Raw genomic sequence first — 22650 nt, 5'->3', positions numbered from 1 at the left:
TCTTGGGGCGTGTCGTCACAGCGGCCGTTCCTCCAGCAGCCCGTGGGCTGTATAGAAATCCCACAGGCCAGCCAGTGCTGGATGCGCCAGCGCCCGCCGAAGATAGTCGCGAATGCGCGGCAGGTGTTTTAGATAATAGGGCTTCCCGTCCCGCTTTTCGAGCCGAACAAAAATGCCGAGAATCTTCGAATTGCGCTGCGCCGCCATGATCGCATAGGTCTCGACGAAATCGTCTTCGTTAAAAGCGCCGGCCTTATGGCGCGCAGCGACATAGGCGTCGAGCGTCCGCCGCTCGATCTGAGGCGAGATCGTGACGCGCGCATCCATGGCAAGCGAGGCGAGGTCGTAGGCGGACGGGCCGATCAGCGCGTCCTGGACATCGACGATGCCGAGCCGATCGTGACCGGTGCGCTCGCCGCGCCAGATGATGTTCGGCGAATGAAAGTCGCGCAGCATGAGCGTGTATTCGCGCCCCTCCAGCCGGTCGAGGACCGCATTCCATTCCCTGGTATAGCCGGCGCGCAAGGCATCGCTTGCCGGGCCGCCTGATATCGCCGGCACATACCAGTCGAGCAGCAATTCGGCTTCGATCATCATGGCGTCGCGGTCGAAAGGCGGCACGTCGTGAAATACGCCGGGCGCGGCCTCGATGCGATCGGGCCACGTCTTGCCGTGCATCATGGCAAGCAGTTCGGCCGCCGCCGCGTAGCGCTCCGCCAGCGGCTGACCGTGCTGGCCGAGAAATCCCTCCGATCCGAGATGCTCCATGAGAAGAAAGCCCTGGTCCAGGTCGTGCGCGTGGATTTCCGGGGCGCTGACGCTGCCGGCCCGCAATGCCCGATCGATGGCGACGAAGGCCGCGACGGATTGTGCGGTGTGGGCGATCACCGCATAGGGTTTGCCGTCGCGGACCGGCGGCCCGAGCACCAGCCGCGGCGAGTTCATCAACACGCGCGGCGGCAGGCCGGCCAGGGAGACGACCTCATAGGAGCGGGCCGAGGCGTCGCCGATAAAATAGCGTCTCTGCGCTTCGCCCCAGGCGGCTGTTTGCAGAAAATCGCGCATGGCCAGCGAGCGCGCCGCGCGCTCGAAGGCAGCGCCTTGCCCCGACAATCTCGCCAGGCGTCCGTCGTCCTGATGGACGAGTTCGATCAGCACCGAAGTCTTTGGCAAATAGGCCTCTGCCCGTTCCGGCCATTCGACCAGGGCAGCGCCTTGCGCCAGCGCCTCGTCGAAACCCAGTTCGTCCAGTTCGGACGCCGCGGACAGGCGATAGAGGTCGAAATGATGGATGGGAACGCGCGCCTCATAGTTCTGGACGAGCGTGAAGGTCGGGCTCGGCACGTCGAGACCGGCATCGTCGGTCATTGCCCTGATCAGCGCCCGCGCCAAACTCGACTTGCCGGCGCCGAGATCGCCTCTGAGAGCCAGCACGTCGCCGGGGCGCAGCGCCATGGCCAGATCCTCGCCCAGCCTTGCGGTCGCAGCCTCGTCGGCCAGAAAACGCTCCAGCACCATGCCTGCCATCGAGCGCGCTACTCGGCCGCCGCGCGGATGCCGGACGGCGTGTCGGGAAACGCACAAATGACAGTGGTGCCCATGTCCTTGCCGGTTTCGATTCGGACGCTGCCGCCATGCAGCTCGACAAAGCTCTTGACGATCGACAGGCCGAGGCCGGGGCCGCGCCGGCGGCCGCCATTGCTGCGCGGTTCGAAACGGCGGAACACGGAATCGAGCAGGTCTGGCGGCATGCCGGGACCATCGTCGTGAACGGAGAATTCCACGCCCTCACCAAGCGAGCGGCAGGCGAGCGTGATGGTGCTCGCCTCGGGAGCGTAGTTCGCGGCATTGCTCAGCAGATTGTAGAGGATCTGGCGGATGCGGATTTCATCGCCGTGGAACGTCTTTGGCGCAGTGGCCGCATCGATCTTGAGCCTGATCGCATGCTCCTCCAGCCGGTCGGCAACAAGCTCGGCAGCGGCAGCGATGGTCCGGTCGACGTGAACTTCGGAGATATCGAGCTCCATGATGCCGGCATCCACGGTCGCCAGGTCGAGGATGTCGTTGACGATGGTGAGCAGGACCGAGGAAGACGAGCTGACATGCTCGACATATTCGCGCTGCTTCTGGTTCAATGGCCCGGTCGAGGGCAGCGAAAGCAGCTCGGTGAAGCCGATGATGTTGGTCAGCGGCGAGCGCAGCTCGTAGGAGACGTGCTGCACAAACTCGTTCTTGAGCTGGTCGGATTTTTCCAGTGCCTCGTTCTTGTCCTTCAGCGCCCGCTCTACATTGACGCTGTCGGTGACGTCGACGAAGGTCATCATCACCTGACCGTTGGGCAGCGGGATCATCGCGTAGCGCAGCACGGTGCCGTTGTTCAGCTCGGTCTGGCCGTGGCGGTCGCGGCGCTCATCGTCGAAACCGGTGACCGCGGCAACGAAACCGCCCCAAGGGCTGTCGGCGGCGCCCCGGTCGCAAAGATCGCGGATCGTGGAGACGTGAACGTTGGGCTTGGCGGCGTCGGCGTCCAGCCCCCAAAGCGCTGCGAAGGCCGGGTTCGACAATCTGAGCCTGCCGTCGGGGCCGAACACGGCAACGCCTTCGGCAAGATTGTCGAGCGTCTCGCCCTGGACCCGCACCGCGGTCTGGTAGCGGCTTTCGAGGTCCATCTTCTCGGTCAGGTTCTCGAACACCCAGGTGACGCCGCCTTTGGGCTGCGGATTGGCGACGACGCGGATGGTCTTGCCGTCCGGCAAATGCCACCAATGCTCCTGCGACTCGACCGCGCGATAGGCGCCAAGCAGGCTTTCCTTCCAGCGCCGCCATTCGGGCTGCTCGGCGATCCTGCCTTCGCTGCGAAGCCGGTCGAGCAACAAGGCGTTGTCCGGAGCGCTGTGCAGGAAGCCGCTGTCGAGACCCCATAGTTTCTGGAACGCCTGGTTGAAAAACCGCAGTTTTTCGTCGGCATCGAAAATCGCCACGGCGGTGTTGAGCTGGTCGAGCGTATCGGCATGGCTGCGCACGGTCCGCTCATATTCGCTACGGATCGTTTCGATGGCGCTGGTGTCGCAGGCGAGACCCGCCGAGCCGTCCGCGCCGGCGAAGTCGGTCACGGCGAACATGCGGCGGTCGCCTTCGATCACGGTGGAAAGCGCCTGCTCGAAGACGGGATGCGACTTGTGCTGCGCAGCGATCGCATCGCGCGCCTGGCCGCCCAGGAATTCCTTCGCGTCGCGAACCGCAGCTTCGGGGTTTTCCGCCTCGACCGCCCTGGCATAGGCGCGGTTGACCCATTTCAGCCGCCCGTCCGCCGAGCGCAGCCATGCTGGCATGCTGAGTGCGTTGAAAAGGCCGAGCATGGTGTCATACTCGGCGGCAAGGCGCTGGTTCTCGATTTTCAGCCTGGCCTCGCTTCGCTGCGTTTCAGAAAGCGAGACGAAGCGGACGACCACGTGTGCTGCGCTCTTGCGCCCGTGCACTTCGAGCGGCGCCCCGGCCTGCGATTCGATGACGAGGTCGAACGGCCTCGCCTTTTCCCGCAGTCCCGCCACGGCATTCTCGAGCGCCGCCGCCGAGCGTGGCATCAGCCAACGGCCGAAGGCGAGGAAGGCGGCACGGTCTTCCGGAGCGCCGCTTTCAACCGGCAATGTCCCGACGAGCTCGGGCTTCTTGTTTTCCGAGGCCCATACGACGACACGCTGGTCGCGCAGGTTGAGCAGCGCCTCGGAGCGCTGCAGCGCAGCGTTGACGTCGGCCAAGCGGGCCCTGAGTTCGCCATTCTGCGCCGAGGTGCGCGCCCGTTCGCGGATCAGGAAAATGGCCGAGACAAGTGCCGCGCCCATGACGCCGACAAACATGGCGAGTTGCATGACCTCGACCGTGCTGACCGACAGCCCGGCTTTGGACGCAGCCGCGGGGGACGCAGCAGCGGGTCCAGCATGTGCCGAAAGGCCAAGCAGCGGGCCGGCGAGCGCCGAAGAAGCAAGCAATTTTCCGACGCGGGTGCCGGCGCGCCATAAGAGGCTTCCGCCGCTGGCAGCGGAACCCGTTGTCGCCGAATCGTTGTGGCCGCCGGAAACGGCCCGTCCCGCGCAAGGCGGGTGATCCCCCGGCATGTCCTGGTCCTCTTCGCCGCCTGAATGCAAGACCGCCCTGATGCGGGTGTCGGCCCTCGTCCCCGAACCCCGCGAATCAGCACCATAGCGCTTGCGCGAATCGGCGTGAAGAATCAATCGGCGCAAAAATAAAGCCGGGCGAAGGTCAATCGCCCGGCGTCAATATCTAGTGGTAGTTTTCAGCTATGGTTAATAGCGGTAGTGTTCCGGCTTGAACGGTCCCTGCGGGGTCACGCCGATATAGGCGGCCTGTTCGCTGGACAATTCGGTGAGCCGGGCGCCGAGCTTGTCGAGATGCAGGCGCGCGACCTTTTCATCGAGATGCTTCGGCAGGACATAGACCTGGTTCTGATACTGGCCAGGCTTGCTGTACAGCTCGATCTGGGCCAGCACCTGGTTGGTGAAGGACGCCGACATAACAAAGCTCGGGTGGCCGGTGGCGTTGCCGAGATTGAGCAGGCGGCCTTCCGACAAAAGGATCATCCGCTTGCCGTCCGGGAAGGTGATCATGTCGACCTGCGGCTTGATGTTGGTCCACTTCAGATTGCGCAGCGAGGCCACCTGGATCTCGTTGTCGAAGTGGCCGATATTGCCGACGATCACCATGTCCTTCATCGCCCGCATATGGTCGATGGTGACGACATCCTTGTTGCCGGTGGTGGTGATGATGATGTCGGCGGTCGGGGCGGCGTCTTCGAGGGTGACGACTTCGAAGCCGTCCATCGCCGCCTGCAATGCGCAGATCGGATCGACCTCGGTGACCTTGACGCGGGCGCCGGCGCCCTTGAGCGACGCCGAAGAGCCCTTGCCGACGTCGCCATAGCCGCAGACGACCGCAACCTTGCCGGCCATCATCGTGTCGGTGCCGCGGCGAATGCCGTCGACCAGCGATTCCTTGCAGCCATATTTGTTGTCGAATTTCGACTTGGTCACGCTATCGTTGACGTTGATCGCCGGGAACGGCAGCAGACCCTTCTTCTGCAATTGATAGAGCCGGTTGACGCCGGTGGTGGTCTCTTCGGTGACGCCGCGGATCGCTTCCTTCTGCCTGGTGAAGAAACCGGGCGATGCCGCCATCCGCTTCTTGATCTGGGCAAAAAGGATTTCTTCCTCCTCGCTGCCCGGATCGGACAGCACTTCCTCGCCGGCTTCGGCGCGCGCGCCGATCAGGATATACATGGTGGCGTCGCCGCCATCATCAAGGATCATGTTGGAGGTGCCGCCATCGGCCCACTGGAATATCTTGTCGGTGTAGACCCAGTAGTCCTCGAGCGTCTCGCCCTTGACGGCGAAGACCGGAATGCCGGCCTCGGCGATGGCCGCGGCAGCATGGTCCTGGGTCGAGAAGATGTTGCAGGAGGCCCAGCGGATTTCGGCGCCGAGCGCCTTCAGCGTTTCGATCAGCACCGCCGTCTGGATGGTCATATGCAGCGAGCCGGTGATGCGCGCGCCCTTGAGCGGCTGCGCCTTGCCGAATTCTTCGCGGCAGGCCATCAGGCCCGGCATTTCGGTTTCGGCGATCTCGATCTCCTTGCGGCCCCAGCCGGCAAGCGAGATGTCGGCGACCACATAGTCATTGCTACCCGTCATGGCAGTGCTCCGATCAAGAATTGTCTTCGGGATGCGCCCGCGCCGGAAAGGCGTGTCGAAGGGCGCGAATTGCCGGCCTGACTAGCAGATCGTCGGTCGGACGACAATGGGATATAAAGAAATCTTTATCCGTGCATGTCTTTGGAGGCGCACCGGCGCGAAATCGGAATCGGTTTTCGGAAGCATAATGCGCAAATTCTAAGTGCTAGATGTGAGCGTCTTTTGCGCGTCCAACGGACGCGCGGCGCTCCAGGCGTCAGGACTCTTCGCCGAAGCGGGAGGCGACCAGTTGCTCCAGCGCATCGATCACCTGCTCGGCCTCCGGGCCCCTGGCGGTGACGCGGATCGAATAGCCGGGGCTTGCCGCCAGCATCATGAGGCCCATGATCGAGGTGCCACCAACCGTGACGCCGTCCTTCTCGACCTGGACGGAGGCGTCGAAACCGCTGGCGACCTGAACGAACTTTGCCGAGGCGCGGGCATGCAGGCCACGCTGGTTGACGATTGGAAATTCTCGGACGATGTCACCCTTGTTGGCCGACAGCGCGTTCATTTGCTGCTCAGAAGCTGGCTGGCGACATTGATGTATTTGCGGCCGGCCGCCTGCGCCTCGTCCAGCGCTGCGCTCATATTGTCGCCCTTGCGAATGCTGGACAGCTTGATCAGCATCGGCAGGTTCATGCCGGCAATGACCTCGGTACGACCGGATTCCATCACCGAAATTGCAAGATTGGAAGGCGTGCCGCCGAACATGTCTGTCAAGACGATGACGCCCGCTCCCGTGTCGACACGGGCAACGGCGTCGATGATGTCGCTGCGGCGCTGCTCCATATCGTCATCGGCGCCGATCGCCACGGTCTCGAAACTGTCTTGTGGCCCGACGACATGTTCCACGGCATGGCGGAATTCGGCGGCCAGTTGACCGTGCGTTACAAGCACGAGTCCGATCATTCTTTGGTGGCTCCCGTCATCGCCGCTTCATAGGCGCTTCATGTTCGCCGGCCTTTTCGGGCGGCGGGAGCGCTATCTTGTCGACGCGAGGCGCGTTGACAAGCCCAAAATTGCACAGGCGCAGGCCATTTTGACGCATTGCAGCAACAATTCGAAATCGGATCATACGAAAGGCGCAATTGACAGCCGCGCCATCACGGCCGGCAAGGCCGCCGGAACATTGCGTTCGGCAAGATCGATACGCGGCACCGGACAGCCCGCGATGGGCTCGCTGGCATCTTCCTGGAAGCGGTCCATTTCGCTTGCCGGGACCAGCCGGACGCAAAGGTCGATCACGCCGCCGGGCTCGAACGACAATGGCCGCGGGCCGAATCCGGGCACCTCGGCGAGGCCAGCGATGGGAGCGGGCACCCGGCAGACCAGCCGCCCCGCGTGATCGGCCGCGAGGAGCCTGTCGTCACCGATCAGCCGCGAAAACAATCCACGTTGGCGGCAATGATCGATGAGGGCGAGCGCCAGCGTCGTCTTGCCCGAGCCGGACGGTCCCGTGATGAGGACACCACGCTCGCCGATCAAGATCGCCGTGCCGTGAATGTTCTCAGCCTGCACAGTTGGATCAGGCATTATCGTGCCCGAAAAAACCGGTCCCCATTTTTCGCTGCGCGGACCTTCGGTTCGGGATGATGCTTATTGGTTCACGCATGATCTCGTCCGAAAACCGGTTCCCACTTTTCGGGATCATGGCTTTTTGGTCACGCATGATCTTGTCCGAAAACCGGTTCCCACTTTTCGGGATCATTCGTCAGCCTTCCGCCGGCAGTGTCACGACGAAACGTGCGCCCTTGATCTCGCCGGGTTTGGTGCCCGGGATGTTCTCGGCGGTCAGCGTGCCGCCATGGGCTTCGACGATCTGCCTGCTGATCGACAGGCCAAGACCCGAGTTCTGGCCGAACGCCTCGCCGGCCGGCCGGTCGGTGTAGAAGCGTTCGAAGATGCGGTCGATGTTGTCGGCCCTTATACCGGGACCATTGTCGTCGACGGTGATGATGTTGACCTTGCCGGCGCGCGCCAGCGATATGGCGATGTGGCCGCGCTCCCCAGGAACGAAGGAGCGGGCATTCTCGATCAGATTGGTGACGACCTGGCCGATCCGCAAATCATGGCCGGCGACGAAGTAGCCTTTGACGCCCTGCGGCAGTTTGGCGACCTTGAACTCGATGTCGACCGTCTTCTTGTTGCGCGTGGCCGTGCGCGAAACGTCGACCAGATCCGTGATGAATTTCTTGAGATCTACGGTTCCTGCGTCTTCGCGCGCGAGCTCGGCATCAAGGCGGGAGGCATCGGAAATGTCGGTGATGAGGCGATCCAGCCGCCTGACGTCGTGCTGGATGATCTCCATCAGCCGGGCGCGCGACGCCTCGTTCTTAGCCAGAGGCAGGGTCTCTACGGCGCTGCGCAGCGAGGTCAGCGGGTTCTTCAATTCGTGCGAGACGTCAGCCGCGAAGCTTTCGATCGCCTCGATGCGGGCGTAGAGCGCATTGGTCATGTCGCGCACGGCGATCGACAGATTGCCGATCTCGTCCTGCCGATCGGAGAAGTCCGGGATTTCCTCGCGATTCTTGACGCCGCGCCGCACCCTGACCGCCGCCGCCGACAGCCGGCGCAGCGGGTTGGCGATGGTCGAAGCAAGCAGCATCGACAGGATGGCGGTGACAAGGGCGGCGATGCCGAAGACGCGCAGGATCGCCTTGCGCTCGGCCGCGACGATCTTGTCGATATCGCCGCCTTCCGTCGACAGCATCAGCACGCCGAGGACGGCGCGGAAGCGCTGGATCGGCACGGCGACCGAAACAATCTGCTCGCCCTGTTCGGAGATCCGGACGATAGTCGACGGGCTGCCGGTAAGCGCCTTGACCACCTCGGGAAATGCAGCGCCGTTGCCGCCCGGCTGCTCATGGTAGACCGGCAGCGCGGTGTTGCGGAAGAAGTCGAAGACGAATTTCTGGATTCGCTCGAGAAGATCGGGCTCTTCCTTGTCGGTCGGCGGCAGATCGTAGCGAAGGATCTGGCCGCGCGAATAGAGGTGGCGCGAATCGAGCAGCAGATTGGCGTCGCGGTCATAGATCCGGGCGCGCGTCCGCGTCGGCGAAATCAACCGCCTGAGCACCGGCGCGACGCGCTCCGGATTGATCGGAAAGTCCAGATTGTCGAGCTGATCGGAGCCAGGGCCCAAGCTTTCGCCGGCCTGCAGTTCAAGCAGCTTTTCCGGATCGATGCTGATCGAATCGGTCTCGACCGTCGCCGATGCCGCGATCGCGCCGGCGATGATCTCGCCCTGGGTCATCAGGCTCTCGACGCGGGCATCGATCAGCCCGTCGCGAAACGTGTTGAGGTAGAGGATGCCGGTAACCAGGACGGCCAGGCCGGCGAGGTTGAGGAAGAGAATGCGCCGCGTCAGGCTGGAAAAGATATGGTGGCCGAGGAAGCGGCGCATCGGCACCGTGATCCTCGACAGGAATGCGGGCAGAATCCGCGACGGGCGCCGGGCGCCCGTCCGTCTCACTCGCTCTACGTCCACTGCCATCGAATAGCAGCCCCCGGCTCAGTCTTTAGTTTGATGCATGTCGTTGCCCCAAAACCGGGACCACTTTTGAGCGACATGCATTGGCGTTTTGAACATGTCGTTGTCCCAAAACCGGGACCGCTTTTGGGCGACATGCATCAATTCAAGCTTCGCGGAACCGATATCCGACTCCGTAAAGGGTTTCGATCATCTCGAAGTCATCATCGACGGCCTTGAACTTCTTGCGAAGCCGCTTGATGTGACTGTCGATGGTGCGGTCATCGACATAGACCTGCTCATCATAGGCCGAATCCATCAGCGCATCACGGCTTTTTACCACACCGGGGCGCTGGGCCAGAGAATGCAGGATCAGGAATTCGGTGACCGTAAGCGTCACCGGCTCGCCTTTCCAGGTGCAGGTGTGGCGCTCCTGGTCCATGACAAGCTGGCCGCGCTCAAGCGAACGGGCCTGCTGGTTGGGCGTCTTGGCCGACGCCTCGCGGGCGCTGGCACGGCGCAGCACTGCGCGAACCCGCTCGACCAGAAGACGCTGCGAGAAGGGTTTGCGGATAAAGTCGTCGGCACCCATCTTGAGGCCGAAAAGCTCATCGATCTCGTCGTCCTTGGACGTCAGGAAGATCACCGGCAGGTCGGATTTCTGGCGCATCCGGCGCAGAAGCTCCATGCCGTCCATGCGCGGCATCTTGATGTCGAGGATGGCGAGATTCGGCGGGCGCGCCGCCAGACCTTCCAGCGCCGACGCCCCATCCGTATAGGTTTCGACGCGATACCCCTCCGATTCGAGGGCGATCGACACCGAAGTCAGAATGTTGCGGTCGTCATCGACAAGCGCGATTGTTGCCATTTCAAGTGGCTCCCTCATGAGCTGTCCCTTCTTTGGTCGAGAAGGGGCTTTTGCAGGACAAATTAGGTACAAAATGTGGCACAGGCTTCGTCCGCTGTCACGAGCGGCATGCCGGCGGCCACAATCTCACCTCAACATGGATCGGACCGATATAGACCGCCAATCCTTCGGGCAATCGCCTGATTTTTCGCACATATAAACGATTTAAACAACTTTCAAAATGTTTAAATCGATTAAATATTTGATATCATTTGGCTTTTCTGGTTCTGACCGTTACAGTCCCCGTCGTGGGGGCTCCGGAAGTTCGCCGGCCAGGATGCTGCAATCGAAGAAGGAACCCTCATGTCGGAAGCCGGCAAACGCAATCCCGCATGGGCGATCGACCGGATCGGCCTGAATACCACCGGCGCGGTGCGCTATAATTTCGGCGAGGCCGTCCTTTACGAGGAAGCGATCCGCCGCGGCGAAGCCCGGCTTACCGCGCATGGCGCGCTCGTCGCCGAGACCGGGCAGCACACCGGCCGCTCGCCCAAGGACAAGTTCGTCGTGCGCGACGAGATCACCGGGCCGCATGTATGGTGGGACAACAACAAGGCGATTTCGCCGGCTCAGTTCGACACGCTGCTCGCCGATTTTCGCGCCCATGCGGCGGAAAAAGACCTTTATGTGCAGGACCTGGTCGGCGGCGCCGATGAGGATTTGAAGCTGACCACCAGGGTCGTCACGGAGCTTGCCTGGCACTCCTTGTTCATCCGCAATCTGCTCATTCGCCCGAAAGCCGCCGAACTCGAGCATTTCGTGCCCGACTTGACGATCATCGACCTGCCGTCGTTCCGTGCCGATCCCGTCCGCCACGGCACCCGAACCGGAACGGTGATCGCCGTCGATCTCTCGCGCATGATCGTGCTGATCGGCGGCACCTCCTATGCCGGCGAAATGAAAAAATCGGTGTTCACCGTGCTCAACTATCTGTTGCCGGCGAAGGGAGTGATGCCGATGCATTGTTCGGCCAATGAAGGCGCCGGCGGAGACGCGGCCATCTTCTTCGGCCTCTCGGGAACCGGCAAGACGACGCTGTCGGCCGATCCATCGCGCACGCTGGTCGGCGACGACGAGCACGGCTGGGGTCCGCATGGTATCTTCAACTTCGAAGGCGGCTGCTATGCCAAGACGATAAAGCTCTCGGCCGAAGCCGAGCCGGAGATCTTCGCCACCACCCAACGCTTCGGCACGGTGCTGGAGAATGTGGTGCTCGACGCGGGCCGCGTGCCGGATTTCGACGACGGCAATCTCACTGAAAACACGCGCTGCGCCTATCCGCTCCACTTCATCCCCAACGCCAGCAAGACGGGCCGCGCCGGTCACCCGAAAAACATCATCATGCTGACCGCCGATGCATTCGGCGTGATGCCGCCGATCGCCCGGCTGACCCCGGCGCAGGCGATGTATCATTTCCTCTCCGGCTACACCGCCAAGGTGGCAGGGACCGAAAAGGGCGTCACCGAACCCGAAGCGACGTTTTCGACCTGTTTCGGCGCACCGTTCATGCCGCGCCATCCGTCGGAATACGGCAATCTGCTGCGCGAGCTGATCGCCCATCACGGTGTCGATTGCTGGCTGGTCAACACCGGCTGGACCGGCGGCGCCTACGGCACCGGCAAGCGAATGCCGATCAAGGCGACGCGGGCGCTGCTTGCCGCGGCGCTCGAGGGCTCGCTGAAAGGGGCCGATTACCGGACCGACGCCAATTTTGGTTTCGAAGTGCCGGTGGCGGTCGCGGGCGTCGACCGTGCCATTCTCGATCCAAGATCGACATGGGCCGATACCTCAGCTTATGACCTGCAGGCGGCGAGGCTGGTCGGCATGTTCGCCATCAATTTCGAAAAATTCGAACCTCATGTCGACGCCGTCGTGCTCGGCGCCGCGCCGCGCATGCGCGAAGCCGCGGAGTAAGTAGCCGCTGCGTCTGGAAGGTCCGACCCGGGATCGGGATCGGGAAGGCCCGACCCGGGGGAAGGCCCGACCCGCGGGGATCGGGCCTTTTCTTTTTTCGTTCGCCGCGCCATGACTGCGGCATGAACGCCGACGACAAGATCATCATTGCCGACGATGCGGTGATCCATCCGGATGACCTGCACGAGGACTTCATCCGCTCGTCCGGCCCCGGCGGCCAGAACGTCAACAAGGTGGCGACGGCGGTGCAATTGCGCTTCGATGCGGCGAATGCGCCGGGCCTGTCGGAGCGCGTCCGCGCGCGAACTATAAAGCTGGCCGGCCAGCGCGCTACCAAGGACGGCGTCATCGTCATCGAGGCCGGACGCTTCCGCACGCAAGAGCAGAACCGGGCGGACGCCCGGGCGCGGCTTGCCGAACTGGTCGCCAGGGCCGCCGAACCGCCGCCGCCGCCGCGCAAGAAGACGAGGCCTTCGAAAGGCGCGGTCGAAAGGCGGCTGAAGACCAAGGCTGGGCGCGGCACAATCAAGAAGCTGCGCGGTCGGGTGGACGACGATTGACGTGCGTCCACCTGAACGCACAAGGCGCGCCCTGACATTTTGCAGCCACGCATCATGTTTTTCGAAGAACCGATTCCGAGTTTCGGGCCGATGCGGCAGGCGCGACATCGATCGCGGTCGAGATCGCTTCCAATTCGAGGTTGCAGGTGGCAAGTTCGGTATTCGTCACAGCAAGGAGACCGCAGATGGGCATGTTTGATTTCGTCAAGGGCGTCGGCAAGAAGCTCGGCTTCGGCGACGATGAACCGGAGCCGACGGCCGATACGCTGAAGAAGGAACTCGATTCGCACGCGCTCGGCACCGACAATGTGGAAGTCGACGTCAAAGGCGATACGGCTGTGCTGAAAGGCGTAGTCAAGGATCAGTCGATCTTCGAAAAGGCCGTCATCGCCGTCGGCAACACGCTCGGCGTGTCCAAGGTGCAGGCGGATGAATTGCAGGTCGCCGCACCCGAGGCCGGCACGCCCGCCGCCCCGGCCAAGGAACCGACCTTCTACACGGTCAAGAAAGGCGACAATCTCTGGAAGATCGCCGAAAAGAGCTATGGCAAGGGCAAGGGTGCGAAGAACACGATCATTTTCGAGGCCAACAAGCCGATGCTGACCGACCCCGACAAGATCTATCCGGGGCAGGTTCTGCGCATCCCGGACCTCGACTAAGCTATGTTGACATTCAGCTGAGGCCGGCCTGCAAACGGCGGTTTCCGGTGCTCACGTGCTTAAGCACGCTCCGCTCCGTTTGTCGGAAACCACTTGTTTGGTCGCTTCGCGCCCGTCTTCGACTCCGGCTCGGCCTGAGCTGAATCTCACCACACCTTAAGCTGGTGATTGCATCCACGGACAAGAACGGCGGCTTTCGGGTCGCCGTTTTCATTTGATGGTGGCATTCTGGGTGTTTGCAGACCAACGGACCAAGCGACCATGCTCGTTCTGCCCAAAGGCGTCCGCCACATGCCCGGCTATCTGTCCCGCGCGGTGCAGGAAGCGCTGGTCGAGGATGTGAGGCAGGTCGTGCAGGAGGCGCCGCTGTTCGTGCCGGCGATGCCGCGCACCGGCAAGGAGATGAGCGTGCGAATGACCAATTGCGGTTCGCTTGGCTGGGTCACCGATAAGGAGCGCGGCTATCGCTACCAGCCGACGCACCCGGTGACCGGAACGCCCTGGCCGCCGATCCCGGACGTGCTGCTGGAACTGTGGCGCGAGGTGTCTGCCTATCCGCATCCGCCGGAGGCTTGCCTGGTCAATTTCTATTCGCCGGACGCGACGATGGGCCTTCATCAGGACCGCGACGAGATCGATTTCTCCGCGCCGGTCGTCTCCGTTTCACTGGGCGACGATTGCCTGTTCAGGGTCGGCCAGAGCACGCGCCAAGGCGGCACCAAATCGTTCAGGCTGAAAAGCGGCGACGTCGTCGTGCTTGGCGGTGAAGGCCGCCTCTGTTTCCACGGCGTCGACCGTATCTATCCGTCGACCTCGGCACTGCTCAGGAATGGCGGGCGGATCAACCTGACGCTGCGGCGGGTGACCTATCCTGGCTAGAGCGGCGGACTTTCAAGTCGAGCCGTATCGCCGCTCTGTCACTTTTTTCAGGCATCGGACTTTCCCAAAACCGGCACCCGCTTCGTGTCACGGCCCAGGCCCGCCGCTGCACGGGCGGAAAAAATCCAGCGTTCGAGAACGACAAAGTTGACCACCGGGATGAGAATACAGGTGAGCAGGATCGGACTCGCGACGGGCAGGCCGAACTGCCCGACGAGGAGCAGCGGAAGGAGATAGGCGATGGCAAGGCCGAATCCAGTCAGCACGGCGAAACGCGGCGCTTCGAATTGATGCGAGCCGGCCGACATGAAGGTGAAGAACTTGTGGCCGAGATAGGAGAATATTGCCGCGATCGCATAGGCGGCGACGGAGGCTGTGGCCGGCGGCAGGTATGTTGACCCGGCACTGGTGAAGAGGCTGGCACAAAGCGCGTAGAGCGCTGTGGCCGCAAGCCCCACCGCGGCGAATTTGAGAAGCCGGCGCGGAGCAAGTGTTCCGCGCCAGGCGGAAATGTCAGGCCGGCGCAATGCAGGCATTTTGATCACCGGCTGCTCCCGACAAATGCTCTGGAATGGCAATCGAACGATAGCGGGCACTGCCTAAAGCGCGTCGCGTTTGACCGGCTTCATGCGACGCGCTTTAGGTCGTTGTTTTATGCATGTCGTTATCGCAAAACCGCTGCACACTTTTGCGCGACATGCATTAAAGCGCCGTTAACCGCTTCGTTACAGCTTCCTGAGCGCCACTTCCTCGACCAGATGATTGGCGCCCTTGCGCAGGATGAGATCGGCGCGGGCTCGCGTCGGCAGGATGTTCTCGCGCAAATTCTTCAGATTGATGTTGGCCCACAGGCCTTCCGCGATGGCGCGGGCCGCTGCTTGCGAAAGTTGCGAATAGCGGTGGAAGAAGGAGTCCGGATCGCGGAAGGCGGTCTCGCGCAGCCGCATGAAGCGGGCGATGTACCATTGATGGATCAGCTCCTCCTCGGCATCGATATAGATGGCGAAGTCAAAGAAATCCGACAGGAAAGGCACGATCTTGCCGTCTTTCGGCAGCTTGCCCGGCTGCAGCACGTTGATGCCTTCGAAGATCAATATATCGGGCCGGTCGATAGTCTGGAACTCGCCGGGAACGACGTCGTAGGTCAGGTGCGAATAGACCGGTGCGCGGACATTGCGCTGCGCCGATTTGATGCCCGACAGGAAACGCAGCAATGCGCCGACGTCATAGCTGTCGGGAAAGCCCTTGCGTTCCATCAGATTGTTGCGGCGCAGGATTTCGTTGGGAAGCAGGAAGCCGTCTGTGGTGATCAGATCGACCTTGGGGCTCGACGGCCAGCGCGCCAGCAATTCCTTGAGCACGCGAGCCGTTGTCGATTTGCCGACCGCGACAGAGCCGGCAATGCCGATGATGAAGGGCGTTTTGACGACATCCATCGCGTTGAAGAAGGCCTGGCGCTGCCTGAAGAGAAGCTGGCTCGCCTCCACATGGGCCGACAACAGCCGGGACAGCGAAAGATAGATGCGCTTGACCTCTTCGAGGTCGACCGGGTCGTTGAGCGAACGCAGGCGACGGACCTCGTCCTCGCCGAGCGTCATCGGCGTGTCGGCGCGGAACTGCGACCATTGCTCCGCCGAGAAAAAACGGAAGGGCGAATATTTCTCGGTGGGGGCGAGTTGGTCCATCGAGTTTCCTACCCTCCGCAGCGATCAGCCCCGGTCCTGCCGAGACGCCTTTTCGGCGATACCCGAACGACCGGTGCGGCGTTCGAGTTCGGTCAGGACATCGGCAAGCGGAACGCCGGCGACGCCCAGAACGACGAGCCAATGATAGATGAGATCGGCGCTTTCCGAAACGAGGGCTTGTCTGTCACCGCCAACGGCCGCGATTACCGTTTCGACCGCCTCTTCGCCGAGCTTCTGTGCCGCCTTGTCGATGCCGCGCGCGAACAGCTTTGCCGTCCACGACTCCGGATCGCCGGAATGCGCGCGTTCCCTGATGATTGTCTCTAGCTCGGAGAGCGAAAACTCAGCCATGGCGCCATCTATCTGCTTGTTTAAGCATGATCTTTCCCGAAAACCGGCTCCCACTTTGCTTTAGAGCCGATCTCCTGGGGTGTCCAGTCGCATCGGCAGGCCGGCGCGGGCCATATGCGCCTTGGCTTCGGCAATGCTGTAGGTGCCGAAATGGAAGATCGATGCCGCCAGCACCGCGCCGGCATGGCCGTCGCGAATGCCCTCGACCATGTGATCGAGCGTGCCGACGCCGCCGGAGGCGATGACCGGCGCACGCACGGCGTCGGCGACCGCGCGGGTGAGCGCGATGTCGTAGCCGGCCTTGGTGCCGTCGCGATCCATCGACGTCAGCAGGATCTCGCCGGCGCCGCGATCGACCATCTGCTGAGCGAATTCGACCGCGTCGATGCCGGTCTTCTCGCGGCCGCCATGGGTGAAAATCTTCCAGCGGTCGACCTCGCCTTCGCCCGACACTTTCTTGGCATCGATGGCGACGACGATGCACTGGTTGCCGAACTTGTCGGCCGCCTCGGAGACGAAATCGGGATTCTTCACCGCCGCCGTATTGATCGATACCTTGTCGGCGCCGGCCAAAAGCAGCTTTCTTATGTCGGCGATCTGGCGCACGCCGCCGCCGACGGTCAGCGGCATGAAGCATTGTTCGGCGGTGCGGGCGACGATGTCGAAGATGGTTTCGCGATTTTCGGACGAAGCGGTGATGTCGAGGAAGCAGAGCTCGTCGGCGCCGGCGGTATCATAGGCCCTTGCCGCCTCGACCGGATCGCCGGCATCGATCAAGTCGACGAAATTGACGCCTTTGACGACGCGGCCGTTCTTGACGTCGAGACAGGGGATGACGCGGGCCTTCAGCATCAGATCCTCGCATGTGCGGCAAAAAAATCGCCAAGCAATTGCCCAACGACAGGCGGAACCTCCCCCTTGGCGTCAAAGGCAGGATCGTAGGCGGACAGGGTGATGCCGACGATCGGGATCGACTTGGCCAGCCCGCAAACCAGTTGCCGCAGCTGCTCCGGATTTGGACCTCCCGGCAGCGCATAGCGGTTCACTTGCAGCACATCCGGATCGTGAACATCCAGATCAAGATGCAAATGCGCTTGGGCCGCGCCGGCCGCCTTGAGCTTTCCGATATTGTCGAGTGCATCGGTCCATTGGGCGCGAATGATCGGCAACGTCTCCAGAAGCCGCCTTTCATCTGGATCGAGGTCGCGCGCGTCGACCAGCATGCACCGCGACGGGTCGATCGCCTTGAAGCCGGGAATCGCTGACGTCATCGGCCGCCAGCAGAGCCCCAGCGTCGTCGCCAGCGCCATGCCGTCGAGAAAGCCGTAGGCAGACGTCTCGGGCGTATTGAGGTCACCATGCTGATCGATCCAGATGAGCGAATCAGCGGCATCGCCAGCCACTGCACCGGCGGCGGTCAGGCAATTTCCGGTGAGCACGATGGGAAAACGCTCATCGTCGCGCGCCATGTCAACCTTGGTGGCAACTGCCCGACAAACCGCGAAACCTGTCGCGATTTCGCGCTTCTGGGCATCGCCGACCTCGCCGATGTCCTCGACGACGACATCATGGCCGCGCAAGGCAAGTTCATCGACAAGGCCGCCGGCAATGATGGCGTCGGGGCCCTGGCCAAAGCCGGCATGGTAGAGGCCGCTGTCATAGGGTGCGAGGATGATCGAAAGTTTCATCGCGCCCTCGCCTTCTCCGGTCCGGCCGCCAGGATCGCCAATGCCTCGGCCGGGTCGATACGTCCGTCATAAAGTGCACGCCCTGAGATTGCGCCTTCGAGCTTTTGCGCGTCGGGCATCGTCATGCGCACGATGTCGGCGATCGAGGCGAGCCCGCCGGAGGCGATGACCGGGATAGACACGGCGTCGGCAAGATCGATGGTGGCGTCCCAGTTGATGCCGGTCAGCACACCGTCGCGGTCGATGTCGGTGTAGATGATGGCGGCAACGCCGGCGCCCTCGAACTTCTTCGCCAGTTCGATGACGCCGAGACTGGAGGCCTCGGCCCAGCCCTCGACCGCCACCTTGCCGCCCTTGGCGTCGATGCCGACGGCGATCTTGCCCGGGAATGCCTTGCAGGCCTGCCTGACCAGATCCGGATCGCGCACGGCCACCGTGCCGAGAATGATCCGGGCCAGCCCGCGATCGAGCCAGTCCTCGACCTGCGCCAGGGTGCGGATGCCGCCGCCGAGCTGCACCGGGTTTTTCGTTGCCTTGAGAATGGCGCCGACCGCCGCGCCGTTGACGCTCTGGCCCTTGAAGGCGCCGTTGAGGTCGACGACATGCAGCCATTCAAAGCCCTGTTGCTCGAAGGCCCTGCCCTGGGCCGCCGGGTCGTCATTGTAAATCGTCGCGGTCGCCATATCGCCGTGCTTCAGGCGGACGCACTTGCCGTCCTTGAGATCGATGGCCGGGAACAGGATCACCGTTCAGGCGCCTTCAACAATGACGAAGTGACCGGTCGAGGCGGCAAGCCTATACTTCAATGCCTCCCGGTATTCAGGCGATTCGTAGCATTCTATCGCCTTGTCGTAGGACTCGAACTCCACCAGGACGTGGCGGTTGCCTGTCGGCCCTTCCGGGTTCGCGTAACGCCCCGCACGCACGGGAAACTTCGCACCATATTTCGCAAACGCCGCCGCGTTCGCCTCGATATACTGCTTATAGCCCTCGGGATCGCGGACATCGACCATCGCCATCCAGTAGCCTTTCTTGCTCATGTTCCTAAGGCCTCCAGCGCAGAAAATTGGTGATCAGCGCCAGGCCAAGCGCCTGGCTCTTTTCGGGATGAAACTGCGTGCCGGCGAGATTGTCGCGTGCGACAGCAGCTGTAACCGGACCACCATAGGCGGCAAACGCCAGCACCTCGTCCGGCTTCTGCGCGTCGAGATGGTAGGAATGAACAAAATAGGCGTGCAGCCCCTTGCTGCCGGTCGGAATGCCGGAAAACAGTGGATGCTTGCGCGTGAGCTCGATCGTGTTCCAGCCGATCTGCGGGATCTTCAGCGCAGGATCGGCCGGGGTGATCTCCTTGACGTCGCCGGCGATCCAGCCAAAGCCTGTCGTAACAGTCTTTTCCAGGCCACGCTCCGACATCAGCTGCATGCCGACGCAGATGCCGAGGAACGGCCGCCGCTTGACGATCGCGACCTCCTCAACCGCCTCCCACATGCCGGCCACAGCGCGCAGCCCGGCCGCGCAATCGGCATAGGCGCCGACTCCGGGCAGGACGATGCGGTCGGCGGTTCTGACACGCTCGGCATCGGCGGTCAGGTCGATGGCGGCGGCGATACCGGCCTCGTGCGCGGCGCGCTCGAAGGCCTTGGTGGCCGAGCGCAGGTTGCCCGAGCCATAATCGATGATCGCCACCCGCATGTCAGGGTCTTCCCGGCGTGTGCGTCAGTCCGAGCACCATTCCCGTCTGCGCCGGCCGGGCATGGGCCGCGTCCGGAACGATGCGCGGCACTGGCACTTGCTCATCCGCATGCGCTTCGGCTTCCAGCACATAGCGCGTATCGGCATCGTCGAGCCTGTCGGCATCGACGACGCCCCATTCGTGCCAGCCACGACGGCGCAGTGCGGCGATCCGCAAGGCCTGGCCTTCCAGCCCGACAAAGAACGATACCAGCAGCGACAGCAGCGGGCCGGCCAGCCCAAGGCTCAGCCCTTCGGCAAGCATCGAAAGCAGAGCCATGGCGACAAACGCCAGTGCTGCCTCGATCCACAACCGGTGCCAGAGCAGCCATAGCGGCGGCACGAGGAAGCCAAGCCAGGAAAACCCATCACGGACAAAGGCCGTTGTGTCAGGCTTTTCGCCGCGGCCCGGCGGTTCCATCACGACATAGACGGCCATGGCCTATCCCTTCAGAGATCCCTTGGTGGAAGGAACCGCGTCAGGCTGGCGCGGGTCGCTTTCAAGCGCGAAACGCAGCGCACGCGCCACCGCCTTGAAGCAGGTCTCGGCGATATGGTGATTGTTGGCGCCGCAGTGGTTGGTGACATGCAGCGTGATGCCGGCATTTTGCGCCAGAGCCTGGAAGAATTCGCGCACCAGTTCGGTGTCGAACGTGCCGATCTTCGGCGACGAGAACGCGACGTTCCAGACAAGGTAAGGACGGCCGGAAACGTCGATCGCCGCGCGCGTCAGCGTCTCGTCCATGGCGAGATCTATCGAGGCATAGCGCATGATGCCGCGCCGCTCGCCCAGTGCCTTGGCCAGCGCCTGACCGAGAGCGATGCCGGTGTCCTCGACCGTGTGGTGGTCGTCTATGTGCAAATCGCCCTTGGCCTTGACCGTCATGTCGATCAGCGAATGGCGCGACAGCTGGTCCAGCATGTGGTCGAAGAAGCCGACGCCCGTCGAAATATCGGATTTTCCGGAGCCGTCGACCTGGACCGATACGGAGATGTCGGTTTCCTTGGTCTTGCGGCTTGCGTTGGCGGAACGGGGCGGCATGCTCATCCTTGTCCAGAGTTCAGGCGTTCCAAGCGTCCACATGCTTGAAAGCGTCGACGTGCTTGAAAACGAGAGCCTTCTAGCAGCATGATCCGGCGATTGCCAGTTGCCGTGCCAGGGGATATCGAGCCTTGCTGATGGCCGGTTGGCAATCATTGGACCTATGCATACATATGGTCGATCAAGTCACTCGTAACGCGCCAATCGCCTTTCCGGGGCCGGTGCCGATCGGAGCAGAAAATGTCTGACGAATTGACCATGCACGCCACGACCATCGTGACGGTGCGCAAGGGCGGCAAGGTGGTGATTGCCGGCGACGGCCAGGTCAGTCTCGGCCAGACCATCATGAAAGGCAACGCCAAGAAGGTGCGCCGCATCGGCAAAAGCGGCAATGTCATTGCCGGTTTCGCCGGCGCCACCGCTGACGCCTTCACGCTTCTGGAGCGGCTGGAGGCCAAGCTCGAACAATATCCGGAGCAATTGACGCGGGCCTGCGTCGAACTCGCCAAGGATTGGCGCACCGACCGCTATCTGCGCCGGCTGGAAGCGATGATGCTGGTTGCCGACAAGTCGGTCTCGCTGGCGCTGACCGGCACCGGCGACGTGCTCGAACCCGAACATGGCGTCATGGCCATCGGTTCAGGCGGCAATTATGCGCTGGCCGCGGCGCGCGCGCTGATGGACAGCGACAAGGATGCCGAAGAAATCGCCCGCAAGGCGATGCAGATCGCATCCGACATTTGCGTCTACACCAACAACAATTTTGTCATCGAAACCCTCGATGCCGGCTGAGCCGGCCGCTGGCCATATCCCGAAAAGTGGCAACCGATTTCGGAGGAGATCATAGCCAAACAAGAGAATAGATATGATTTTCGACCGGTGACGGAAGCGGACCTGCCGATGATCGCGGCATGGCTGGCCGAGCCACATGTGGCGGAGTGGTGGGACGATCCCGAGACGGAGATCGCGCAGATCCGCAAGCACATCGACAGCATTTCCGTCGAACCGCTGATCATCGAGCTCGACGGCGAGCCGATCGGCTACATGCAGAGCTACGACCCGCATCTGGAGGACGGTCATCCCTACAGCGACCAGCCGTTCGGCACGCTCGGCATCGATCTGTCGATCGGCAGGCCCGAGCTTGTCGGACGCGGGCACGGGTCGGCAATTGTCCGTCAGTTCGTGGAACAGCTGTTCGAAGAAGGGGCACCGCGTGTCATCATCGATCCGGATCCGTCCAACGGACGAGCGATCCGTGCCTATGAAAAGGCCGGATTCACAGCTATCGATCGCAGGCAATCGGAATATGGCGACGCCGTGCTGATGGCGATTGACGCGGAAGAGGGCGACGCCCAAGCGGGCAATATCGAATAGGGCGACGCCGAATAAGGCGCCGAAGAGGGGCAGTACCAGCATGAGCACAAGCGGCGCCGACAAGACCGTCTCGGCCTATGAAGACAGCTGGCGGATGGGACTTCTGCTCGTCCTCGGCCTGATTATATTCCAGGCTGGAGCCCTTTACGGCATGGGCCGAACGCCGATTTGCGAATGCGGCTATGTCAAGCTGTGGCACGGCATCGTCCAGAGCTCGGAAAATTCCCAGCATATTTCCGACTGGTACACATTCTCGCACATCATCCACGGCTTCCTGTTCTACGCGCTGGCGTGGGCTCTGTTCCCGCGTTCGCCGATCGGGCTCAGGCTGGCATTTGCCGTCGTCATAGAGGGCGGCTGGGAGCTTCTCGAGAACAGCCCGTTGATTATCGAGCGCTACCGCGCCGGCACAATTTCCCTGGATTACTATGGCGACAGCATCATCAATTCGGTGGCCGACACGCTGGCGATGGTGCTGGGATTTGTGATGGCGCGCAGGCTTCCTATATGGGTGATCGTGACCCTCGCTCTCATCTTCGAATTCGGTGTCGGCTACATCATCAGGGACAATCTGACACTCAACGTGATCATGCTGCTGCATCCGTTCGAGTCCATCCGGCAGTGGCAAAGTGGAATTTAGC

General features: G+C 62.5%; 25 protein-coding genes. 7 read left to right on the top strand and 18 right to left on the bottom strand.

Annotated elements, in window-relative coordinates:
- Positions 1 to 15: 15 nt before the first annotated feature.
- The 8 genes from tsaE to NMG70_RS08710 form a co-directional block, all read right to left on the bottom strand.
- Positions 16 to 1527, bottom strand: a complete 1512-nt coding sequence (gene tsaE, locus NMG70_RS08745; protein ID WP_254024129.1) for a tRNA (adenosine(37)-N6)-threonylcarbamoyltransferase complex ATPase subunit type 1 TsaE — start codon at positions 1525 to 1527, stop codon at positions 16 to 18.
- Between the two features lie 8 nt (positions 1528 to 1535).
- On the bottom strand, positions 1536 to 4115 hold the full coding sequence (locus NMG70_RS08740) for a sensor histidine kinase (RefSeq protein ID WP_254024128.1): 2580 nt from the start codon (positions 4113 to 4115) through the stop codon (positions 1536 to 1538).
- A gap of 189 nt (positions 4116 to 4304) precedes the next feature.
- Positions 4305 to 5705 carry an adenosylhomocysteinase gene (gene ahcY, locus NMG70_RS08735; RefSeq protein ID WP_254024127.1) on the bottom strand — a complete coding sequence of 467 codons (1401 nt, stop codon included), beginning with the start codon at positions 5703 to 5705 and terminating at the stop codon, positions 4305 to 4307.
- A gap of 256 nt (positions 5706 to 5961) precedes the next feature.
- Entirely contained in the window at positions 5962 to 6258 is a 297-nt protein-coding gene (locus tag NMG70_RS08730; protein WP_254024126.1) for an HPr family phosphocarrier protein, read from the bottom strand.
- Positions 6255 to 6656: a PTS sugar transporter subunit IIA gene (locus tag NMG70_RS08725; RefSeq protein ID WP_027152037.1), complete on the bottom strand. Its 402-nt coding sequence runs from the start codon at positions 6654 to 6656 to the stop codon at positions 6255 to 6257. Before NMG70_RS08725 ends, NMG70_RS08730 begins: the two co-directional genes overlap by 4 nt.
- Positions 6657 to 6818: 162 nt before the next feature.
- Positions 6819 to 7280: an HPr kinase/phosphorylase gene (locus tag NMG70_RS08720; RefSeq protein ID WP_254024125.1), complete on the bottom strand. Its 462-nt coding sequence runs from the start codon at positions 7278 to 7280 to the stop codon at positions 6819 to 6821.
- Positions 7281 to 7458: 178 nt separating this feature from the next.
- Positions 7459 to 9240 carry a sensor histidine kinase gene (locus tag NMG70_RS08715; RefSeq protein WP_301555142.1) on the bottom strand — a complete coding sequence of 594 codons (1782 nt, stop codon included), beginning with the start codon at positions 9238 to 9240 and terminating at the stop codon, positions 7459 to 7461.
- A gap of 142 nt (positions 9241 to 9382) precedes the next feature.
- Entirely contained in the window at positions 9383 to 10084 is a 702-nt protein-coding gene (locus NMG70_RS08710) for a response regulator transcription factor (protein ID WP_023796909.1), read from the bottom strand.
- A 342-nt stretch (positions 10085 to 10426) separates the two neighbouring features.
- On the opposite strand from NMG70_RS08710, the gene NMG70_RS08705 reads away from it, so the two are divergent.
- The 4 genes from NMG70_RS08705 (at position 10427) to NMG70_RS08690 (ending at position 14135) form a co-directional block, all read left to right on the top strand.
- Positions 10427 to 12037: a phosphoenolpyruvate carboxykinase gene (locus NMG70_RS08705; RefSeq protein WP_254024124.1), complete on the top strand. Its 1611-nt coding sequence runs from the start codon at positions 10427 to 10429 to the stop codon at positions 12035 to 12037.
- A 122-nt stretch (positions 12038 to 12159) separates the two neighbouring features.
- On the top strand, positions 12160 to 12597 hold the full coding sequence (arfB, locus tag NMG70_RS08700) for an alternative ribosome rescue aminoacyl-tRNA hydrolase ArfB (RefSeq protein ID WP_254024123.1): 438 nt from the start codon (positions 12160 to 12162) through the stop codon (positions 12595 to 12597).
- 185 nt (positions 12598 to 12782) lie between these two features.
- Complete coding sequence (gene lysM, locus NMG70_RS08695; protein ID WP_254024122.1) at positions 12783 to 13256, top strand: peptidoglycan-binding protein LysM; 474 nt, start codon at positions 12783 to 12785, stop codon at positions 13254 to 13256.
- Between the two features lie 261 nt (positions 13257 to 13517).
- Positions 13518 to 14135, top strand: coding sequence for an alpha-ketoglutarate-dependent dioxygenase AlkB (locus NMG70_RS08690; protein WP_254024121.1), 618 nt, complete (start codon positions 13518 to 13520; stop codon positions 14133 to 14135).
- A gap of 47 nt (positions 14136 to 14182) precedes the next feature.
- On the opposite strand, the gene NMG70_RS08685 is transcribed toward NMG70_RS08690, so the two are convergent.
- The 10 genes from NMG70_RS08685 to hisB all read right to left on the bottom strand — a co-directional run bounded on the left by NMG70_RS08685 (position 14183) and on the right by hisB (position 20635).
- On the bottom strand, positions 14183 to 14671 hold the full coding sequence (locus NMG70_RS08685) for a GtrA family protein (protein WP_254024501.1): 489 nt from the start codon (positions 14669 to 14671) through the stop codon (positions 14183 to 14185).
- A gap of 189 nt (positions 14672 to 14860) precedes the next feature.
- Positions 14861 to 15820 (bottom strand): type I pantothenate kinase, encoded by a 960-nt coding sequence (gene coaA / locus NMG70_RS08680; RefSeq protein ID WP_128182569.1) that lies wholly within the window; start codon positions 15818 to 15820, stop codon positions 14861 to 14863.
- 24 nt (positions 15821 to 15844) lie between these two features.
- Positions 15845 to 16171, bottom strand: a complete 327-nt coding sequence (locus tag NMG70_RS08675; protein ID WP_254016349.1) for a phosphoribosyl-ATP diphosphatase — start codon at positions 16169 to 16171, stop codon at positions 15845 to 15847.
- Positions 16172 to 16231: 60 nt separating this feature from the next.
- Entirely contained in the window at positions 16232 to 17026 is a 795-nt protein-coding gene (gene hisF, locus NMG70_RS08670) for an imidazole glycerol phosphate synthase subunit HisF (protein ID WP_254024500.1), read from the bottom strand.
- The gene (locus tag NMG70_RS08665; protein ID WP_254024120.1) at positions 17023 to 17859 is read right to left on the bottom strand and encodes an arginase family protein; all 837 of its coding nucleotides are present in this window, start codon (positions 17857 to 17859) and stop codon (positions 17023 to 17025) included. The genes hisF and NMG70_RS08665 overlap by 4 nt, the downstream gene beginning before the upstream one ends.
- The gene (gene hisA / locus NMG70_RS08660; protein WP_254024119.1) at positions 17856 to 18605 is read right to left on the bottom strand and encodes a 1-(5-phosphoribosyl)-5-[(5-phosphoribosylamino)methylideneamino]imidazole-4-carboxamide isomerase; all 750 of its coding nucleotides are present in this window, start codon (positions 18603 to 18605) and stop codon (positions 17856 to 17858) included. The genes NMG70_RS08665 and hisA overlap by 4 nt, the downstream gene beginning before the upstream one ends.
- 3 nt (positions 18606 to 18608) lie before the next feature.
- Positions 18609 to 18899: a DUF1330 domain-containing protein gene (locus tag NMG70_RS08655; RefSeq protein ID WP_023796919.1), complete on the bottom strand. Its 291-nt coding sequence runs from the start codon at positions 18897 to 18899 to the stop codon at positions 18609 to 18611.
- A 4-nt stretch (positions 18900 to 18903) separates the two neighbouring features.
- Complete coding sequence (gene hisH / locus NMG70_RS08650) at positions 18904 to 19554, bottom strand: imidazole glycerol phosphate synthase subunit HisH (RefSeq protein WP_254024118.1); 651 nt, start codon at positions 19552 to 19554, stop codon at positions 18904 to 18906.
- Position 19555: 1 nt separating this feature from the next.
- Positions 19556 to 20032: a DUF2628 domain-containing protein gene (locus NMG70_RS08645; protein WP_254024117.1), complete on the bottom strand. Its 477-nt coding sequence runs from the start codon at positions 20030 to 20032 to the stop codon at positions 19556 to 19558.
- Positions 20033 to 20035: 3 nt separating this feature from the next.
- Positions 20036 to 20635 (bottom strand): imidazoleglycerol-phosphate dehydratase HisB, encoded by a 600-nt coding sequence (gene hisB, locus NMG70_RS08640; RefSeq protein WP_254024116.1) that lies wholly within the window; start codon positions 20633 to 20635, stop codon positions 20036 to 20038.
- Positions 20636 to 20875: 240 nt separating this feature from the next.
- On the opposite strand from hisB, the gene hslV reads away from it, so the two are divergent.
- Genes hslV through NMG70_RS08625 form a run of 3 tightly spaced genes read left to right on the top strand, consistent with a single transcriptional unit; the run spans position 20876 to position 22649 of the window.
- Positions 20876 to 21427 (top strand): ATP-dependent protease subunit HslV, encoded by a 552-nt coding sequence (gene hslV / locus NMG70_RS08635; RefSeq protein WP_254024115.1) that lies wholly within the window; start codon positions 20876 to 20878, stop codon positions 21425 to 21427.
- A 51-nt stretch (positions 21428 to 21478) separates the two neighbouring features.
- Complete coding sequence (locus NMG70_RS08630) at positions 21479 to 22009, top strand: GNAT family N-acetyltransferase (protein ID WP_301555144.1); 531 nt, start codon at positions 21479 to 21481, stop codon at positions 22007 to 22009.
- Positions 22010 to 22049: 40 nt separating this feature from the next.
- A complete protein-coding gene (locus NMG70_RS08625; protein ID WP_202364995.1) occupies positions 22050 to 22649 on the top strand; it encodes a DUF2585 domain-containing protein in 600 nt (199 codons plus the stop codon).
- Position 22650 lies beyond the last annotated feature (1 nt).

The sequence above is a fragment of the Mesorhizobium ventifaucium genome, from assembly GCF_935822925.1.
Classification (GTDB): Bacteria; Pseudomonadota; Alphaproteobacteria; order Rhizobiales; family Rhizobiaceae; genus Mesorhizobium; species Mesorhizobium ventifaucium.
Note: the sequence above shows the minus strand (reverse complement) of the source record. Positions and strands in the feature narration are given on the sequence as shown.

Bases quoted from the DNA above. Each gene is read 5' to 3' on its own strand.
- tsaE (WP_254024129.1), bottom strand. From the start codon at position 1,527: ATGGCAGGCATGGTGCTGGAGCGTTTTCTGGCCGACGAGGCTGCGACC.
- NMG70_RS08740 (WP_254024128.1), bottom strand. From the start codon at position 4,115: ATGCCGGGGGATCACCCGCCTTGCGCGGGACGGGCCGTTTCCGGCGGC.
- ahcY (WP_254024127.1), bottom strand. From the start codon at position 5,705: ATGACGGGTAGCAATGACTATGTGGTCGCCGACATCTCGCTTGCCGGC.
- NMG70_RS08730 (WP_254024126.1), bottom strand. From the start codon at position 6,258: ATGAACGCGCTGTCGGCCAACAAGGGTGACATCGTCCGAGAATTTCCA.
- NMG70_RS08725 (WP_027152037.1), bottom strand. From the start codon at position 6,656: ATGATCGGACTCGTGCTTGTAACGCACGGTCAACTGGCCGCCGAATTC.
- NMG70_RS08720 (WP_254024125.1), bottom strand. From the start codon at position 7,280: ATGCCTGATCCAACTGTGCAGGCTGAGAACATTCACGGCACGGCGATC.
- NMG70_RS08715 (WP_301555142.1), bottom strand. From the start codon at position 9,240: ATGGCAGTGGACGTAGAGCGAGTGAGACGGACGGGCGCCCGGCGCCCG.
- NMG70_RS08710 (WP_023796909.1), bottom strand. From the start codon at position 10,084: ATGGCAACAATCGCGCTTGTCGATGACGACCGCAACATTCTGACTTCG.
- NMG70_RS08705 (WP_254024124.1), top strand. From the start codon at position 10,427: ATGTCGGAAGCCGGCAAACGCAATCCCGCATGGGCGATCGACCGGATC.
- arfB (WP_254024123.1), top strand. From the start codon at position 12,160: ATGAACGCCGACGACAAGATCATCATTGCCGACGATGCGGTGATCCAT.
- lysM (WP_254024122.1), top strand. From the start codon at position 12,783: ATGGGCATGTTTGATTTCGTCAAGGGCGTCGGCAAGAAGCTCGGCTTC.
- NMG70_RS08690 (WP_254024121.1), top strand. From the start codon at position 13,518: ATGCTCGTTCTGCCCAAAGGCGTCCGCCACATGCCCGGCTATCTGTCC.
- NMG70_RS08685 (WP_254024501.1), bottom strand. From the start codon at position 14,671: ATGCCTGCATTGCGCCGGCCTGACATTTCCGCCTGGCGCGGAACACTT.
- coaA (WP_128182569.1), bottom strand. From the start codon at position 15,820: ATGGACCAACTCGCCCCCACCGAGAAATATTCGCCCTTCCGTTTTTTC.
- NMG70_RS08675 (WP_254016349.1), bottom strand. From the start codon at position 16,171: ATGGCTGAGTTTTCGCTCTCCGAGCTAGAGACAATCATCAGGGAACGC.
- NMG70_RS08665 (WP_254024120.1), bottom strand. From the start codon at position 17,859: ATGAAACTTTCGATCATCCTCGCACCCTATGACAGCGGCCTCTACCAT.
- NMG70_RS08655 (WP_023796919.1), bottom strand. From the start codon at position 18,899: ATGAGCAAGAAAGGCTACTGGATGGCGATGGTCGATGTCCGCGATCCC.
- hisH (WP_254024118.1), bottom strand. From the start codon at position 19,554: ATGCGGGTGGCGATCATCGATTATGGCTCGGGCAACCTGCGCTCGGCC.
- NMG70_RS08645 (WP_254024117.1), bottom strand. From the start codon at position 20,032: ATGGCCGTCTATGTCGTGATGGAACCGCCGGGCCGCGGCGAAAAGCCT.
- hisB (WP_254024116.1), bottom strand. From the start codon at position 20,635: ATGCCGCCCCGTTCCGCCAACGCAAGCCGCAAGACCAAGGAAACCGAC.
- hslV (WP_254024115.1), top strand. From the start codon at position 20,876: ATGTCTGACGAATTGACCATGCACGCCACGACCATCGTGACGGTGCGC.
- NMG70_RS08625 (WP_202364995.1), top strand. From the start codon at position 22,050: ATGAGCACAAGCGGCGCCGACAAGACCGTCTCGGCCTATGAAGACAGC.